Origin of the sequence: Agaribacter flavus (genome assembly GCF_042646125.1) — a bacterium.
GTDB lineage: Bacteria > Pseudomonadota > Gammaproteobacteria > Enterobacterales > Alteromonadaceae > Glaciecola > Glaciecola flavus.
The window spans coordinates 21,557-38,220 of sequence record NZ_JBHRSW010000021.1 but is presented as its reverse complement, the minus strand read 5'-3'; the positions used below and the strand labels follow the sequence as shown (position 1 = coordinate 38,220).

Below are 16,664 nucleotides of genomic sequence, written 5' to 3'. Positions count from 1 at the left end.
TGCTCAAAAAATAAAATAATTAAATATTTAGCACAAAAAAAAGCAGCTATGAAGCTGCTTTTACTTATTTTGTTAGGCGTTTGAATTACATCATTGCAGACTGTAATTTTTTCATCGCGTTTTTCTCTATCTGACGCACGCGCTCAGCAGATACTTGATATTCATCAGCCAAGTCTTGCAAGGTCGCCTTTTGGTCTGCTAGCCAACGTGTTTCAATTATATGCTGACTGCGCTCATCAAGTGTTCTTAGCGCTGCATACAAACGTTTAGTTGCAGCTGTATCCCAATCATTATTTATAACTGTAGTCTCAACATCTTGAGACGTGTCTTCTAAATATTGCGCAGGACTAAAATTAGTCGAATCATCATCGTCATTGGCTAAATCAAATGCCTGATCATGACTACTCATGCGAGATTCCATTTGCAGCACTTCTTTAGTACTGACACCTAAATCATCTGCTACTTTTTGCACTTCTTCATGAGTAAACCAGCCCAAACGCTTTTTTGCTTTTCGCAAGTTAAAAAACAATTTACGTTGCGCCTTGGTCGTAGCTACTTTTACTATACGCCAGTTTTTGAGGACGTATTCGTGTATTTCAGCTTTAATCCAATGCACTGCGAAAGATACCAACCTTACACCTACGGTAGGGTCGAAGCGCTTTACCGCCTTCATCAAACCAATATTGCCCTCTTGGATTAAATCGGCTTGAGGCAGGCCATAACCAGAATATGATTTTGCAATATGTACAACAAAGCGCAGGTGCGACATAACCAGTTTACGTGCTGACTCTAGATCGCCGTCTGCTTGAAGACGCTCACCAAGGCGTTTTTCTTCTTCTGCTGTTAACATGTCGATACTGGACACTGCCTGTATATAGCTTTCTAAGCTACCACTAGCAGGTACTGTAAGAGCAAAAGATTGCATGTTTTCTTTCATTATTACTCCAGTTTATTCAACTTATTACAATGACCAAATTACTAGACCAAAGGATGATGGTTATTCTTTCAATATGTCCGATATGTAAATATAAGGATTAATACCAAAAACACAAGTCCCAATATTAAAGTTTTTTCAATATCGACTGATAATCCTAAATAACGAGTTTAGTATGAAGTTTACTGTTTGCTGTTTTACAGTTTCTGCCCTGCTAAAGATCAACAGAATCTAAAGAAATTCTAATCGCTGTAGTACTTCATTCTTGGATTTTTGCTTAAAATTTGTAACGAGGTATTTATGCCATCTATGCCGATGAGATCAACGATATGATCACCCATATTGCCCGTCAGGCAATCTATAACATTGATGCAAATGTTATCGCCTATGAGTTGTTATTTCGTGATGGTAAAGAAAACTGCTTCCCAGACATATCGCCAGATGAAGCAACGAGTAATATTCTTGCAAACAGCCATTTGAGCATCGGCTTAGAAAACATCACGACCCATAAAACAGCCTTCATTAATTTCCACAAAGATACCTTGATCCATCATTTTCCGACTACTCTCGACCCCAAACGCACCGTTATTGAAATAGTAGAAACAGTAAACGTTACAGATGAACTAGTAAAAGCTTGCAAGCATATCAAGGGCATGGGATACAAACTAGCCCTAGACGACTATGACTTTTCAGAACAATGGAAGGCGTTAGAATCCCTTGTTGACTATGTAAAAATAGAAGTTGATTACGTATTGTCGGGAAAACAATTTGTCTTAGAGAAAATCAAAGCATTTAAGCAGCTTGGCATTACGCTGATAGCTGAAAAAGTCGAAACCCAACGAGAGTTTAACGCATGCCGAGCACTCGGCTTTCAACTCTTTCAAGGCTATTTTTTATCTAAGCCTGAAATGATTGAGCATAAAAGCCTCGATGCTGCTGCCTCGTCCGTTATGGAGCTCATCAGCATAAGCTCAGAGCCTGAGTTTGATTTTGCCAAACTTAATGCCGTGTTCGAAAAAGACTTGGGCTTGAGTTTCAAACTCATGCGCTTTATCAATAACCCGACCTTTAACAAACGCGAACGAATCGAATCTTTGGAACACGCCCTAAAGTATTTAGGCAGCGTCGAACTAAAAAAATTCATTGCCCTATTAGCCATTGCCAATTTAAGGGGCAGTAAACCTGAAGCATTGCTTGTGATGAGTTTGGTTAGAGGACAATTTTGTAAGATACAAGCCGATTTAATGAGCATGGCGCAAAACCCACCCAGCAGTTTGATTATGGGCCTCTTTTCCTTCGTCGATGCGCTAATCGATATGCCAATGGAAAAAGTGACGCAAACACTGCCTTTCTCAGATGAAATTAAGTCTGCATTGTGCAGCGCAAGTCAAGACAAAACACCAAGCTGCGTATTTGGCAAACAATTGCTGATGTGTAAAGCATTTGAGCATGCCGACTTCCACAAAATTGCCGAGTTATGTAAACAACTGAATATGTGTGAAAGTGATGTATTTGAAGCCTACTATGCATCTATGCTTTGGGCTGAAGAAATGAGAAAGTGCGCACAATAAAACTATAAAAATCCCGTCGATTGTCGATATCTAGTACAAATAGTGTTGTATGTGCTCCCTTTAGGTGTAGATAGCCATAGTTTTACACCTCATGCTCAACAAAAAAGGATCAAAATGATTGTTTTCGCTCGCGAACCTATCTTTACTGAAAATGGCCGAGTATTTGCCTATCAACTGACTTTCAGAGACGGTATAGGTAACGCATTTGCTTCATCCGTCGCCGAGCACAATCTGGAAAACAGTCAAACCAACAAGGTATCCTGGACTGAATTATTAGAGGGTTATCAGAGCATTATCAGTGTTTCGTTCTCACAGCTACTCGATGACATTCCAGAAGACTTGACGCCTGAAGACACCTTTTTTGAAATAGATACGCTTGAAGTCAATGATGACGCACTCATCAATCGAATCTTAGACTTAAAGAAAGTAGGGTTTAGATTTGTATGCAGTGACAAAAAGCGTATCAACGACCTTACACTCAAGTTTGTTGACTATGTGAAGGTGAGCATGAATAACGTAGCACCGATGGATGTATCTAATTTACGCTCTCAAACCATTAATCCTCAATTAAAAATTATAGTCACTGACGTACAAACACACGATAATTTTGATCGCTGCAAACCGCTCATGTTTGATTATTATCAAGGTTTCTTCTTTCTATCGAGGAAAGACAAACCAAGTAAAGACTTGCCAGCAAGTCGTTTAGCCATGCTAGATCTCATATCAGAATTGGCCAAACCCGAGCTCAATATCATGCGCATAAAGTCTATTTTTGAACATGATGCCACTTTATCATACTTGCTGATGCGTTTTATTAACAATCCAATGGTTAACAAATCGCATCAAATCAAATCCATCAAACACGCCATTACTTACTTGGGTGAGGTGATGCTTCGAAAGTTCGTCGCCATTGTTTCACTGACTCACATCAACGAAGGTAACACGGTAGAGTTGCTACAAGTTTCACTGATCAGAGCGCGTTTTTGCGAACTTATCTCCTCACACAAAGGCGATAAGCAAACAGCATTAACAAGTTTTTTAGCCGGATTATTTTCTTTGATCGACGTCATTTTGGACAGAGACATCCAAGAGTTGATGCAAAAAGTTACCCTTGCACCAGAAATTGAAACGGCGTTAGTAGACAAAAAAGGAGAGCTACACAATATGATTAGACTCTGTATTGGTTTGGAGTCAGCTCACTGGGCAAGCACATTCGCTTCTACTGCTGAGTTATCCGTGTCAACAGAGGAGGCGGGTGATTATTTTTTACAAGCTATTCGCTGGGCAAACGATTTTTCTATCCCCGTGTCAAAAGACTACCCAGTCACTAAAGTCCGTTAGTACTACTTTACTCCGGCTCTATATCTCTAACATGACGCTGCACAGAGAGAAAGGAGCCTGCTAAGCCTAAGCTCACCGAAATTAACAGCATGATGCCAATGGCACCAAAATCCATTCCGGTAATATCTAAATTTAACATGTAGAGCGATAGCATTTCTTGTAAATTCCAATCAATCCAAAAAAGCACCAAACTGATCATGAACCACGCGAATAAACCACCAACCAAGCCAAACCAAAACCCAGTGTACATAAATGGGCGATGAATAAAGGCATCCGTTGCCCCAACCAATTTCATAACAAGAATTTCGTCCCGTTTATTCATAATATTCAAGCGAATGGTATTGCCAATAATGAGCACTACCGCAAAGAAAAGTAGGATGGCGAGAAGGAATACAAGCTCTTTTGCCACGTCTAAAACAGCATATAGCCGTTCTAACCATTCAATATCTAACTTACCGAGTTCGACTTCTCGCTCTTGCCGCAGTTTGTCAAGCAACAAACTTGCTGCTGTCGGTGCGGCGTGGCGTGATGTGGGCACAACTAATACAACGGCGGGTAAGGGATTCCGTTCTAAATAACCAATCGCATCGCCCAAACCAGAAAGTTGCTCAAACTCAGTCAATGCTTCACTTGCAGATAAGTAGCTCACGCTTTGAATTTCTGGCCAAACATTGAGTCTCTTTACCAACTGTTGTGCATTGGCATCAGAAATGTCTTGCCGCAAAAACAAAGATATTTCAGAAGCTTGTTGCCATTGTTGACTGATTTGTTCAGTGTTTTTAACAACAATGTACAAAGTCCCAGGCAAGGTTAAGCTAAACCCCAACACACCAATCGTCATTAATGAAGCAAATGGCGTTCGATACAATTCTCCGAGGCTATACAATGCTTGGCGAACATGATCAACGAAAAACATGAAAAATGCTTGCACGATCCCTACATTTTGGCGTGTAGCACCGTGCTGACGGCCTTTAAAAAGAATACTCACGAGTAAGTTTCCTCGCTAGTTTGATCCAAGCCATCGGTAATCATTTTTCCGCGTTTTAAGGTAAGTGTGCGGTACTTCATGCGGGCAATCAGCCCTAGATCATGTGTAGCAATTAATACGGACACCCCTGCTTGATTGAAATCTTCAAATAGCCGGATGATTTCCATCGATAATTTGGGATCTAAGTTGCCTGTGGGTTCGTCAGCGAGTAACAAAGGAGGGCGATTCACTACGGCACGTGCAATACCGACACGCTGCTGCTCACCACCTGACAGCATCACAGGAGAGTGCTTAGCTTTGCTTTTTAAGCCCACCATATCGAGTGCAGCCATGACTCGATTAGAAATATTTTTACGTGTATGGCCTTCGATAACTAAGGGAAGCGCAACATTATCAAACACCGATCTATCCATCAGCAATTGATGACTTTGAAAAATCATGCCTATATCACGGCGAATGTAGGCAATTTGTTTTCGTGTAATGTTATTGAGATTGTGCCCATTAATGAGTACATTGCCGACAGTTGGGCGTTCCATGATACTAATAAGTTTGAGTAGAGTACTCTTGCCAGCGCCCGAATGACCCGTTAAAAACGCCATTTCACCCGGCTCTAAATGGAAATTGACTTTTGAAAGAGCTTGTTGCCCCCCAGGGTAAGTTTTACTAACTTCCTCAAACTTAATCATTGCTCACGCGCTTTTTGTTATTGGCTGTGTTCACTTGAATTGCAAATATACAGGCTCTATGTCTTTTTTAAATTTACCACGCTTAGTCAAAAAGCGCCTCTACAAAATCGTCAGCGTCAAATGGACGCAAGTCATCAATACCTTCGCCAATACCAATGTACCTAACTGGAATTGAGAACTCGTCTGCCAAAGCAAAGATCACTCCCCCTTTTGCAGTACCGTCTAGCTTTGTGAGGTTTATCCCAGTGACGCCAACAGCCTCATTGAAAATTTTGGTTTGACTCACTGCATTTTGTCCAGTGCTAGCATCCAGAGTCAGCATGATTTCGTGCGGGGCGTCTGGCATTTGTTTTTTCATAACACGTACGACCTTTTTGAGCTCTTCAATAAGGTTATCTTTGTTTTGCAATCGTCCAGCGGTGTCTGCAATCAGTACATCCACGCCTTTGGCCTTTGCAGAAGCAACAGCGTCAAAAATTACAGATGCACTATCAGCACCCGTAAATTGAGATATGACGGGAATATCATTGCGCTCTCCCCATACTTCAAGTTGCTCTACTGCAGCTGCTCTGAAGGTATCACCTGCAGCCAACATAACAGACTTACCTTCCTGCTGAAATTGCTTGGCGAGTTTACCGATGGTTGTCGTTTTTCCGACACCATTCACACCCACCATGAGGATAACGAATGGGCATTTTTCACCTTGTTGATCGGTCACCTCGAGATCAAGCGGCACGTTAACGGGGCGCACAATGCTTGAGAGTTGTTTCTTTAAGAGTGAAGCTAAGGCATCACCGTCTTTTAATTGTGATAGCTTGGCTTCTTGCGTCAAATTGCTAATTAGCTTTTGAGTTGTTTTCATTCCAACATCGGCAACAAGCAATTGGGTTTCCAATTCTTCGTATAACTCTTCGTCTATCGTTTTGCCTTTTAGCAAGGCGACGAAGCCACTACCTATGTTTTCACGTGTTTTTGAGAGACGTTCTTTTAAGCGAGTGAAAAAGCCGGCTTTTTTGTCTGTTTCTGTAGGCGTAGTTTGCTCAGCATAGCTTTGCTTTTCTGAGTTATCTGCGTCTATTTGTGGTGCTGAGTCACGCGTTGCTTCCTCTTCTATTGCAGATGGAGAGTCTACTGATTCGCACCGCTCTATTGGCTCGACAGTTTCTTCTTCATTTTTTGGTGCGTTTTGTTCAACTGAGTCAGAACTGGGTACTTGCTGTTTGTCTGCATTTTTTGATGTGGAATCTTTTTTAAACCAACTGAACAAGATCAATCCTCTACGTGTTTTCGGAGCCATTTTAAACCGCAATAACCATAGACAAGATTTGACTTCCACAAGAGAAAGTCCGCTTGCCTTTCGTTTCAACGAAGCAACAGCCCTAGTTAAAATTTACTGAATTATATAGAATTGCCGCCAATAATAGCATTTCATAGCGACAAGATGCCATCAAATAGTAAACGTAACAAGCTGTCTCGCGGCATAAAACATGCGCCAAACCATAAACCTCAACTCGGCTTCGTACGGATCATTTCTGGTAAACACCGAGGCAGAAAGTTAACTGTAAGAGATGCTCAGGGACTGCGACCAACCACTGATCGCATTAAAGAAACACTTTTTAATTGGTTAATCGGTGATGTGGCCGGTAAACGAGTATTGGATATGTTTGCTGGAAGCGGTAGCTTGGGATTTGAAGCCTTGTCACGTCATGCTGACAACGTGACGTTTTTTGAGCTGGATCCTAAAACAACGGATTTATTACGCGAAAATGCAAAGCAATTAAAAGAAAACGAGTATGTTCATATACTGCAAGGCGATGCCTTGCAATTAGCCAACAAGCTTACGAGGCCTGTCGACTTGGTATTTATTGACCCACCTTTTAATATGGGGCTCCTTGACAAGAGTGTAGAAGCCTTGCTCGCTTCCAAAAACCTCAATCCGGCTGCTAAGTTGTACCTTGAATTTGAGTCAGATCTATCGTTCAATCCACCGAAGGAGCTAAAAATTATCAAAGAAAAAGCCAGTAAGACACTTCGCGCATTGCTACTCGAATACCAAGCTTCAGATATCTGAAGCTAAGCCGAGGTTACTCAAATCTTGATCAACAATGAAAGCTCTAAAATCAGCAATGTCCTCGATTGCCAAGTCATCACTCTCTACAAAAGCTAAAAATGATTCAACAATATCAATCTCATACGTAAACAAAGGCGTTTCACGAAGTTCTTGTGTACTCATGTCTCGACCTCCGGTAATTCTCAAAAAGCGTTCAATATCCCCTTGGCTTAACTTAGCAACAACTACAGCGGGATTATCTTCTTCCTTTTGCGTTGCGTAAACGCAAGTACTGAGAGCAACGCAAAAATCAACGACCGAGAAAGAGGCAATATTGTCGTCCTTCTCCGGATCAGGAATAAATGTTTCCAACTTATCCAACAGAGACTCTGCATTAAGCTTTTTTCGTCTCTTAAGACAAACATCCCATAATCCATCGAGGACTTTGTCTATATGGCTCAAGGCATCACTGTTTTTGGTGGAAGAAAAATATAAAACCGCATTAACAGCCATCCGCTGCGTTAGTGCGGTGGCTATCAACAAGCTCTTTGCTAAATCTAATTCACGTAAACGAGCGAAGGTATTTAATTTTTGTGCGGTCAAACCTAGTTTCCTATTCGTTGTTATACCAATCATTATGAATAAATAATTGCAATTTTATACTAATAGTTTGTTGTTCATGGTCGTTATATTGTAAACCAAACATATTTAAATAAAGGTAGTTTTATATGGCACTAATGAGTGTAACCGAAGTTGCTGAGTTTTTATCTATTCAAGAAGTAAGAGTACAACGGCTAGAGCGCGAAAGCCTGCTTATGTCAAAAGACAAAGATGGAGACGGCAATCCACTTTTCGAAAGAGAAGATGTAGAAAAGTATAAAGAACTGGCAGAAAGGCTAGGTGGGATTTAAGCACACTTAAGCTTACCGCCATTACATCTCCAACCGTCTCCGCGTCCCTGCGGCTGACAATTGTTGCGTCGTCTGCCTACGCGTTTTTCAATATCTCAGTGATTGCCCTCATGCCGATACCTGTCGCTCCTTCAGGCATGGTATCTGATCCATTTCTATTGTAGGCAGCTGATAAGTCAAGGTGAAGCCATTTATCAAGGTGCTGTCCAACAAACCTAGATAAAAAGCCCGCTGCGTTGGATGCGCCACCAGAACCACCCCCTTTTTGCGGACGACTATTAGCAGTATCTGCAAACGGAGATGGGCATTTGGTCTGATGTATTAAGCCAAGTGGTAATCGCCAGTGCGCTTCGTTGACAGCCCTAGCCCCCGCGATGAAACGGTCGCTCAATTCATCACTCATGGAGAATACGGCATTGTAGTCACTTCCCAATGCGGTGACTGCGGCTCCCGTAAGGGTTGCCGCATCAACAATGAGATCGGGGTTATTCTCAGACGCGGCGAGCAATCCATCGGCCAAAACCAGTCGCCCTTCCGCATCAGTATTCACTATTTCTACCGTCGTGCCATTTTTGTACTGAATAACATCACCCAATTTGTATGCATGACCGCTTACCAAATTTTCCGCGCAACACAAATATAGTTTCACTCGCTTGTTTAGCCCTTGCATTATTGCTAAGCCTAAGGCACACGTAACAGTAGCCGCACCGCCCATATCGCACTTCATGTCTAACATGCCTTCGCTACTTTTCATGCTGTAACCACCGCTATCAAAAGTAATGCCTTTGCCCACAAGTGCAAGATCAGTTTGTTTCGAGTCTGAGGGATTGTAATCTAGTTCAAGTAATACCGGCGGGCGATCGCTGCCTCTCCCCACGTGATAAATTCCATTGTATTGCGCCTGTTGAAGCGCATCCCCCACCCAAGTTCTTACGCTAATATGTTCGGGAGCCAATGACTTAAGCCATGACTCAACCTCGTAAGCAAGATTCTCTGGACTCAATTGTTCTGGCGTAGCATTCACCAAAGTGCGCAAGAATAAGAGGGCTTTTTTATGTTGCTCAAGCCACACTTTATCCTCTTCGCAGGATGCTTCCGAAAAGTGTAAGGTTCTATTAGCTGACGGAGACACAAAACTTTGTAAAAACGCATATTGCTGCTCACGCGACCACACACCTACTAAACATGCTTCTGTCAGACCAATCGCGACGAGCTTTCTAGCTGCCAACTGAATACCTCTGAGTGTGTCTTCCCCTTTAAGCCCAATCGTTACAGCGCCTGATGTAAAGTCCAGTGCTTTATATTCTTCAGGATTCACATGGTTTTCGTACTGTCTAAGTTGAATCTTTAACGCTAACATTATTTTCTCACTTTTCGGGATTGTTTATCTTTAGGGTCTGTTGACCTTTGGTGTACAAGTTTTGTTCAATTATAGTCTATCTGATCGCGGCGCAGACTTGCAGGCCTAATGGGTTAAGTCAAAAGGCTGCAACAAGGAGCAGATAGACTATAATTTAACCCTTCTGGGCAGGGCTTGTGCTTCATTTCTACTGTTTTATCGCTCCTTGATGTAGAACAACTACATGACAGTCACTCTGCATTGTATAAATGAAGCACAAACCGCTGCAAAATTGCACATCAAAGATCAACAGACCCTAGTATGGGCATATTGCCCACTTGGAAGGGGATAGCTAGTGTATTTTTATTCAGTAGAGTGCAAAACGCATACAAAAGTATCAATGCAAATACTGATGCAAAGGAAAAAGATTGAAAAAAAGATTGCTTTTTTTCAAAAAATCCCCATATTACCGTCCTTGATTTTTTTTGGGTTGCAACTCAAGCCTTTAGTTGTTTGCAGTACGGGCAAATTTGCACTCAATAAGTAACCTGAACTCGGGTTAAGTACATAACGGAACTGACTCAAAGTCATTTTATCCAAGCTACTCGCTAGCGTGAAAATGTCGCGTATTTGGTTAGGAGAAAGGCAGATGCCAACAGAAAAAAATAAGTCAATCGGATTGCTAGCCCTAGCAAACTTGGCGCCGTATGCAGAAAAAGACGGTGAAGAGTACATGAATGAGGCTCAACTTGAGCACTTTAAAACCATTCTTTTTGCGTGGCGCACCCAACTGCGTGAAGAAGTAGATAGAACCGTTCATCATATGCAAGATGAAGCTGCAAACTTTCCTGATCCGGTTGATAGAGCAGCGCAAGAAGAAGAATTCAGTCTTGAACTCAGGACTCGCGATAGAGAACGCAAATTAATAAAGAAAATTGAAAAAACCCTCAAACGTATTGAAGAGGATGATTTTGGTTTTTGCGATTCATGTGGTATCGAAATTGGGATTAAACGATTGGAAGCGCGCCCAACCGCCGATCTCTGCATTGATTGTAAAACAATGGCTGAGATCAAAGAAAAGCAATTACAAGGTTAGTTGTTATTTCTAGTTGAGGGAGATTTATGCTCCCTCTTACAGCCTACTCATGAACGCCTCATCTGATTTTTCATCTAGACAAACTATCGGGCGCTTTGCCCCTTCATCTACTGGCCCTCTCCATTTTGGTTCTCTGGTTTGCGCTTTGTTGAGCTACATTATGGCAAAACGAGAACAAGGAAAATGGCTTGTTCGTATAGAAGACGTAGATAGAGAACGATGCAAAGACAAATATGCTGACTCTATTTTACGTACTCTCGAAGCACATGGCTTGTTGTGGGACGGCGAAGTAGTTTATCAATCAAAGCGCTCGGAAATCTACCGTGCCTATCTTGCAAAGTTTGAAGCAAAAGAGTATTTGTATGGCTGTAATTGCTCTAGAAAAGCAATTAAATCAAGAGCAGATCATTATGATCAATATTGCCGAACCCGTAATATACCGCTTACCGAACACGCCTTAAGATTTAAAAATCCAGGTGATATTCAAAGCTTTGCGGATTTATTTTTGGGTCAAGCGACTATTCAAAACTATCTTACATACGAAGACCCAGTGTTAAAAAGAGCTGACGGCATTTCGGCTTATCATCTAGCAGTAGTAGCAGACGATATTGAGCAAAGCATTACGCAAGTTGTCAGGGGGATGGATTTATTGTCAGTCACACCATTGCACATACAGCTATACAAAGCCTTGTCACATGTACAACCGAGTTACGCTCATTTTCCCCTTGCTGTGCACAGTGCAGGTGTAAAGTATGCAAAACAGGCCTTCTCCACACCCATTGACAACAATATGTTTTTACAAAACTTGCACGCTTGTTTGGAATTTATTGGTATTCACCATACTCGTATACCAAAAACCACCGCATCGCCTGAGTTACTCTCATGGAGCATTGACAACTGGCACCCTGATTTATTGCCAAAGCATGCTGAAATTATAGTTTCTGAAGCAAATGGCATATACTCAGTGATGAAGCCTTGAAACAGGTCTGCTAGGTAAATTAAACTTGAATCAATGATGACAAGACAATAATAATTTGAAGAGTACCGAAGTTATCAAAAAGCTAAATGCCACCCTTATTTCTCGCGAAAAGCACTGTATGCGCCGCGAAGACTTGTCAAAGTACGCCCTCAATGTATTGGATCGATTATGCGAAAAAGGATATGAAGCCTATGCCGTAGGCGGATGCGTTAGAGACAGGCTCATGGGATACCATCCCAAAGACTTTGATGTAGTAACGAATGCAACCCCAGAACAGGTCAAAAGTGTTTTTAAAAACTGTCGACTGATTGGCAGACGCTTCCGACTTGCACATATTCATTTTGGGCGGGAAATAATAGAAGTGGCAACCTATCGGGGTCACCACACCGAAGCGCAAGATGACGAAGACAGTACTGATAGGCGCGCATTATCAGCCGACAGCGGCCAAATTTTACGTGACAATGTCTTCGGTACAATAGAGGAAGACGCAGCTAGACGTGATTTCACATTTAATGCAATGTACTTCAACGCGCAAACAGAAGAAATACTCGATTTTGCAGAAGGCATAGACGCAATTAACAAAAAAGAAATTCGCATGATCGGCGATATTCGAACACGTTTTGCAGAAGATCCCGTCAGAATGCTAAGAGCAGCCCGTTTTTCTGTTAAATTGAATATGCTAATAAGTGACAACATGGTTGCACTTATTGACGAAATGGGGGGACTATTGGCCAATATTCCCCCAGCGCGTTTGTTTGAAGAAACAAACAAACTCTTATTATCGACATACGGTGCCAAGGCCTTCAACAAACTGTTGACGCTTAACTTAATCTACCAACTATTCCCATGTTTATCCGCGTCTTTACGCGATCAATCATCAAAAGAATACTTGTTTATACAAGCTATGCTCGAAAACACCGATGCACGATTGCTTCAAAACTTACGTGTCACTCCTGCATTTTTGTATGCGTCATTTTTGTGGTACCCACTCGAAGAGTTATCGCATAAATTGCGCTTTGAATCAGGTATGTCTGAATACGATGCGATCAATATCGCAGGTGTTGAAGTACTTAACAGGCAAGTTCAACGCGTAATGATACCGAAACGCTTTACGAGTACTATTCGGGATATATGGGCTTTACAGTATCGCCTAAGCAAACGCACATCGAAGCGACCTTTTGTTTTACTCACTCACACTAAATTTAGAGCCGCCTATGACTTTTTGGCATTGCGTGGACAAGTTGAAGGCGGGGCAACTCAAGAGCTGGCAGAATGGTGGACTGACTTCCAAAAAGCAGACGAACCTAAGCGAAGAAAAATGTTAGGCGCAAACAAACACAAAGCTCGCCGCCCCCGCAAAAAACCGAGCAAGGATTAGCATGCTAACAGAAACGGCTTATATTGGTCTTGGGAGCAACTTGGTTAACCCAAGCGAACAACTCACGGGTGCTCTGGAGAAAATGCATCGCCTGCCGCAAATATCAGTACAAATTTGCTCTCATTTTTATCAGAGCAAACCAATGGGACCAGCAGGACAACCTGATTACACCAATGCTGTATGTAAAATTACAACTTCGTTTTCTCCAATTGAACTACTCGATGCATTACAAAGCATAGAAAATATTCATGATCGTACACGCGACGGTGATAGGTGGGGACCTCGTACGCTCGATTTGGATATACTATTGTATAATAGGATAAACATAGACGAACCAAGGCTCAAAGTGCCGCACTATGGTATGCAAGAGAGAGAGTTTGTGCTCGTCCCCTTATTTGAAATTGAACCAGATTTAATAATGCATGATGGAAGAAGCATAGCAAAATGGGTAAGTAAGTGCCAACTACAAGGACTAAAACGTACCGGTATTAAAATAGACACGACGCGTTTAGACGCTTAAAAACGTTGTAGAGCAAGATAAAAGAGAATGGTGAGATGATGAAAAAGGTAAGCTTGACAACGCTAATGAAAATGAAACAAGAGAACGACAAGATCGCTTGTTTAACTGCGTATGACGCAAGTTTTGCTAAGTTATTCGATACCTGTGGTATCGATATGATCCTAATCGGTGATTCACTTGGCATGGTGTTAAAAGGGGAAGATAGCACGCTAGGTGTGACCGTAGATGAAATAGCTTACCACGTTAAAAGTGTCAAAAATGGTGTCGAAAGAGCACTGATTGTCGCCGATATGCCATTTATGAGTTACGCCACACCTGAGCAATGCTATGCCAATGCCAGTCAACTCATGGCAAGTGGCGCTAACATGGTAAAGGTAGAAGGTGGTACCTGGTTACTCGAAAGCGTAAGAGGCTTGATTGAGCGAGGGATCCCTGTTTGCGGTCACCTCGGTTTAACCCCACAGTCTGTCAATGTATTTGGTGGTTTTAAAGTGCAAGGCAGAAACGCCGAGAAGGCAGAAGCGATGCTGACAGCGGCCATTGAACTTCAAGAAGCAGGTATCCAGTTATTGGTTTTAGAATGTGTCCCCACTTCGCTTGCAAAGCTCATTAGTGATAAGTTAAGCATTCCAGTCATTGGCATTGGCGCCGGACCGGACACAGACGGGCAAATTCTAGTAATGCACGATATGTTTGGTATTAGTGCTAACTACATGCCTAAGTTCTCGAAGAACTATCTGCTAGAAAGTAGCGATATCAGCTCTTCTGTGGATCAGTTTATAAAAGAAGTAAAAAGCGGCGCATTTCCGGGGCCTGAGCATTCATTTGAGTAAGTAGTATGGAAATAGTCAGCGACATTAATCAACTTCGAGAAATCCGCCGAAAATGGCAAGCCGCTAAAACGAGTATTGCGTTTGTACCCACTATGGGCAATTTGCATGATGGGCATTTGGAGCTAGTAAAACATGCAAAACAAGGCGCCGATATCGTGGTCGTATCTATTTTTGTTAATCCACTTCAATTTGGGCCAGACGAGGATTTAGATGCATATCCCCGTACTTTAGAAGAAGATAGCCGCAAATTGCGAGAATTAGGTGTTGATTTACTGTTTCTGCCAAACAACGAAGACATTTACCCAAGGGGCCTAGAACAACAAACGTTTGTGGAAGTACCTGGCATATCCTACATGATATGTGGAGCTAGCCGCCCGGGTCATTTTAGGGGCGTGGCAACTATAGTATGTAAGCTATTCAACATGGTGCAACCCAACCAAGCATATTTTGGCGAAAAAGACTTCCAACAGCTGCAAGTCATTCGCGCCATGGTAACGGATCTATCAATGAACCTAAGCATATATGGCGTGCCCACTCAGCGAAGTGCAGACGGTTTAGCTTTAAGCTCAAGAAATCACTACCTCAGTGACGCGGAAAGGAGTATTGCCCCCAAGCTGTATCAAGAGATTGTCAAGGTCGCAAGCGCCATTGAAAGCGGCAGAACCGATTACACAAAATTATTGACGCAAGCAAAAGAAAATTTAGCAGCGCTTGGCTTCAAACCAGATTATTTGGAAATACGCTGCGCAGAGAGCTTAATGCCACCCAGCCATGAAGACACAAGTTTGGTTATCCTAGCAGCGGCATTTTTAGGCAAGACCCGTCTTATTGATAACTTACAGGTCAAGCTGTTTCAATGAATAAGGAGTGAATGCCAACTTTTAGTTGGCGACTAGCCCCAAAAGACCTAATTATGATCCAGCGGCACGGATCAGCTTAGCGGCATCTTTAGCAAAATACGTCAAAATACCATCTGCGCCGGCTCGCTTAAACGCAAGTAGGGACTCTAGGATAACTTTTTCTTCGGATAGCCACCCCTTAGCAAACGCTGCTTTATGCATAGCATATTCACCACTTACTTGATATGCAAAGGTAGGCACAGCAAACTCTTCCTTACAACGAGAAACAATATCCAAGTATGGCATGCCCGGTTTTACCATTACCATATCCGCGCCCTCATCGATATCAAGGGCAATTTCGTGCAATGCTTCCTCTGCATTGGCGGGGTTCATTTGATAAGTATTTTTGTTTGCACCTTTGAGGTTACCAGCTGAACCAACAGCGTCTCTAAAAGGGCCATAGTAGTTTGACGCGTATTTTGCTGAATATGCCATAATGCAGGTATTGATAAAACCGTTCGCTTCTAGTTCCTCACGAATCGCGCCAACCCTGCCATCCATCATGTCTGAGGGTGCAACAACATCCACACCTGCACGCGCATGGCTAAGGGCTTGTTTGACCAGTACCTCCATTGTTGTGTCGTTTAGCACATAGCCATTCTCATCAATGATGCCATCTTGCCCATGAGTAGTAAAAGGATCCAAAGCGACGTCAGAAATCAAGGTAATATCATCGCCAAATTGATCTTTAAGTGCCACTATCGCGCGCTGCGCCAAGCCGTCACTATTGTAGGATTCTTCGGCCAACAAAGATTTTTTACCCTCTGACACGACCGGAAATAATGCAAAACGAGAAATCCCTAAATTCAAGCAATCGGCTACCTCAGCAATTAGGCGATCAATACTAAAACGTTGTATGCCGGGCATTGAAGCTATGTCTTCTGTACAATTATTACCTTCTAAAACAAACATGGGAAATATAAGATCATCCGTCGTTAGACGGTGCTCAGCAACAAGTCCACGTAAAGAATGAGTGCGACGCAAGCGTCTAGGTCTTTGATAAGGAAACATGATGATTAAAAAACTATGAAAAAAAGTAAGCAAGTATGCGTATTATGCAGCACGGCTGGTTTGATTGCGATCTTTTTACACCGTCTACAAACGCACTAATACGTGCGTTATTATACTTGGCCGTTTAC

Annotated in this window: 17 protein-coding genes; 10 read left to right on the top strand and 7 right to left on the bottom strand. The window is 42.3% G+C overall.

What is annotated here, in order from left to right; translation table 11 throughout:
- Positions 1–85: 85 nt before the first annotated feature.
- A complete protein-coding gene (gene rpoH / locus ACFOHL_RS12170; RefSeq protein ID WP_376920508.1) occupies positions 86–937 on the bottom strand; it encodes an RNA polymerase sigma factor RpoH in 852 nt (283 codons plus the stop codon).
- 326 nt (positions 938–1,263) lie between these two features.
- Here rpoH and ACFOHL_RS12165 point away from each other — a divergent pair, with 326 nt between their 5' ends.
- Together ACFOHL_RS12165 and ACFOHL_RS12160 are read left to right on the top strand one after the other, a co-directional pair.
- Entirely contained in the window at positions 1,264–2,505 is a 1,242-nt protein-coding gene (locus ACFOHL_RS12165) for an EAL and HDOD domain-containing protein (protein WP_376920507.1), read from the top strand.
- A 114-nt stretch (positions 2,506–2,619) separates the two neighbouring features.
- A complete protein-coding gene (locus ACFOHL_RS12160) occupies positions 2,620–3,846 on the top strand; it encodes an EAL and HDOD domain-containing protein (protein WP_376920506.1) in 1,227 nt (408 codons plus the stop codon).
- Positions 3,847–3,853: 7 nt separating this feature from the next.
- On the opposite strand, the gene ftsX is transcribed toward ACFOHL_RS12160, so the two are convergent.
- The 3 genes from ftsX to ftsY form a co-directional block, all read right to left on the bottom strand.
- Entirely contained in the window at positions 3,854–4,834 is a 981-nt protein-coding gene (gene ftsX, locus ACFOHL_RS12155) for a permease-like cell division protein FtsX (protein ID WP_376920505.1), read from the bottom strand.
- Positions 4,831–5,520 (bottom strand): cell division ATP-binding protein FtsE, encoded by a 690-nt coding sequence (gene ftsE / locus ACFOHL_RS12150; RefSeq protein WP_376920504.1) that lies wholly within the window; start codon positions 5,518–5,520, stop codon positions 4,831–4,833. Before ftsE ends, ftsX begins: the two co-directional genes overlap by 4 nt.
- 82 nt (positions 5,521–5,602) lie before the next feature.
- On the bottom strand, positions 5,603–6,817 hold the full coding sequence (ftsY, locus tag ACFOHL_RS12145) for a signal recognition particle-docking protein FtsY (RefSeq protein WP_376920503.1): 1,215 nt from the start codon (positions 6,815–6,817) through the stop codon (positions 5,603–5,605).
- Positions 6,818–6,961: 144 nt separating this feature from the next.
- On the opposite strand from ftsY, the gene rsmD reads away from it, so the two are divergent.
- Positions 6,962–7,591, top strand: coding sequence for a 16S rRNA (guanine(966)-N(2))-methyltransferase RsmD (gene rsmD, locus ACFOHL_RS12140; protein ID WP_376920502.1), 630 nt, complete (start codon positions 6,962–6,964; stop codon positions 7,589–7,591).
- On the opposite strand, the gene ACFOHL_RS12135 is transcribed toward rsmD, so the two are convergent.
- Positions 7,580–8,173: a DUF416 family protein gene (locus ACFOHL_RS12135; protein WP_376920501.1), complete on the bottom strand. Its 594-nt coding sequence runs from the start codon at positions 8,171–8,173 to the stop codon at positions 7,580–7,582. The genes rsmD and ACFOHL_RS12135 overlap by 12 nt on opposite strands.
- 125 nt (positions 8,174–8,298) lie before the next feature.
- Between ACFOHL_RS12135 and ACFOHL_RS12130 the strand changes: the two genes are divergently transcribed.
- Entirely contained in the window at positions 8,299–8,481 is a 183-nt protein-coding gene (locus tag ACFOHL_RS12130) for a helix-turn-helix domain-containing protein (RefSeq protein ID WP_376920500.1), read from the top strand.
- Positions 8,482–8,557: 76 nt separating this feature from the next.
- Here the strand turns inward: ACFOHL_RS12130 and pepB are convergent, their stop codons facing one another.
- Positions 8,558–9,841: an aminopeptidase PepB gene (pepB, locus tag ACFOHL_RS12125; protein WP_376920499.1), complete on the bottom strand. Its 1,284-nt coding sequence runs from the start codon at positions 9,839–9,841 to the stop codon at positions 8,558–8,560.
- A gap of 628 nt (positions 9,842–10,469) precedes the next feature.
- Between pepB and dksA the strand changes: the two genes are divergently transcribed.
- From dksA to panC, 6 genes are all read left to right on the top strand, one after another.
- Positions 10,470–10,916, top strand: coding sequence for an RNA polymerase-binding protein DksA (gene dksA / locus ACFOHL_RS12120; protein ID WP_376920498.1), 447 nt, complete (start codon positions 10,470–10,472; stop codon positions 10,914–10,916).
- Positions 10,917–10,965: 49 nt separating this feature from the next.
- Entirely contained in the window at positions 10,966–11,895 is a 930-nt protein-coding gene (gluQRS, locus tag ACFOHL_RS12115) for a tRNA glutamyl-Q(34) synthetase GluQRS (protein ID WP_376920497.1), read from the top strand.
- 97 nt (positions 11,896–11,992) lie between these two features.
- Positions 11,993–13,273 (top strand): polynucleotide adenylyltransferase PcnB, encoded by a 1,281-nt coding sequence (pcnB, locus tag ACFOHL_RS12110; protein ID WP_376920552.1) that lies wholly within the window; start codon positions 11,993–11,995, stop codon positions 13,271–13,273.
- 1 nt (position 13,274) lies between these two features.
- A complete protein-coding gene (gene folK / locus ACFOHL_RS12105) occupies positions 13,275–13,793 on the top strand; it encodes a 2-amino-4-hydroxy-6-hydroxymethyldihydropteridine diphosphokinase (protein WP_376920496.1) in 519 nt (172 codons plus the stop codon).
- A gap of 38 nt (positions 13,794–13,831) precedes the next feature.
- Positions 13,832–14,626: a 3-methyl-2-oxobutanoate hydroxymethyltransferase gene (gene panB / locus ACFOHL_RS12100; protein WP_376920551.1), complete on the top strand. Its 795-nt coding sequence runs from the start codon at positions 13,832–13,834 to the stop codon at positions 14,624–14,626.
- A gap of 5 nt (positions 14,627–14,631) precedes the next feature.
- Positions 14,632–15,486, top strand: coding sequence for a pantoate--beta-alanine ligase (gene panC / locus ACFOHL_RS12095; protein ID WP_376920495.1), 855 nt, complete (start codon positions 14,632–14,634; stop codon positions 15,484–15,486).
- A 51-nt stretch (positions 15,487–15,537) separates the two neighbouring features.
- On the opposite strand, the gene hemB is transcribed toward panC, so the two are convergent.
- Positions 15,538–16,536 carry a porphobilinogen synthase gene (gene hemB / locus ACFOHL_RS12090; protein ID WP_376920494.1) on the bottom strand — a complete coding sequence of 333 codons (999 nt, stop codon included), beginning with the start codon at positions 16,534–16,536 and terminating at the stop codon, positions 15,538–15,540.
- Positions 16,537–16,664: the final 128 nt, after the last annotated feature.

Bases quoted from the DNA above. Each gene is read 5' to 3' on its own strand.
- panB (WP_376920551.1), top strand. From the start codon at position 13,832: ATGAAAAAGGTAAGCTTGACAACGCTAATGAAAATGAAACAAGAGAAC.
- panC (WP_376920495.1), top strand. From the start codon at position 14,632: ATGGAAATAGTCAGCGACATTAATCAACTTCGAGAAATCCGCCGAAAA.
- dksA (WP_376920498.1), top strand. From the start codon at position 10,470: ATGCCAACAGAAAAAAATAAGTCAATCGGATTGCTAGCCCTAGCAAAC.
- folK (WP_376920496.1), top strand. From the start codon at position 13,275: ATGCTAACAGAAACGGCTTATATTGGTCTTGGGAGCAACTTGGTTAAC.
- ftsE (WP_376920504.1), bottom strand. From the start codon at position 5,520: ATGATTAAGTTTGAGGAAGTTAGTAAAACTTACCCTGGGGGGCAACAA.
- ftsY (WP_376920503.1), bottom strand. From the start codon at position 6,817: ATGGCTCCGAAAACACGTAGAGGATTGATCTTGTTCAGTTGGTTTAAA.
- gluQRS (WP_376920497.1), top strand. From the start codon at position 10,966: ATGAACGCCTCATCTGATTTTTCATCTAGACAAACTATCGGGCGCTTT.
- ACFOHL_RS12130 (WP_376920500.1), top strand. From the start codon at position 8,299: ATGGCACTAATGAGTGTAACCGAAGTTGCTGAGTTTTTATCTATTCAA.
- rsmD (WP_376920502.1), top strand. From the start codon at position 6,962: ATGCCATCAAATAGTAAACGTAACAAGCTGTCTCGCGGCATAAAACAT.
- hemB (WP_376920494.1), bottom strand. From the start codon at position 16,536: ATGTTTCCTTATCAAAGACCTAGACGCTTGCGTCGCACTCATTCTTTA.
- ACFOHL_RS12165 (WP_376920507.1), top strand. From the start codon at position 1,264: ATGATCACCCATATTGCCCGTCAGGCAATCTATAACATTGATGCAAAT.
- ACFOHL_RS12160 (WP_376920506.1), top strand. From the start codon at position 2,620: ATGATTGTTTTCGCTCGCGAACCTATCTTTACTGAAAATGGCCGAGTA.
- rpoH (WP_376920508.1), bottom strand. From the start codon at position 937: ATGAAAGAAAACATGCAATCTTTTGCTCTTACAGTACCTGCTAGTGGT.
- pepB (WP_376920499.1), bottom strand. From the start codon at position 9,841: ATGTTAGCGTTAAAGATTCAACTTAGACAGTACGAAAACCATGTGAAT.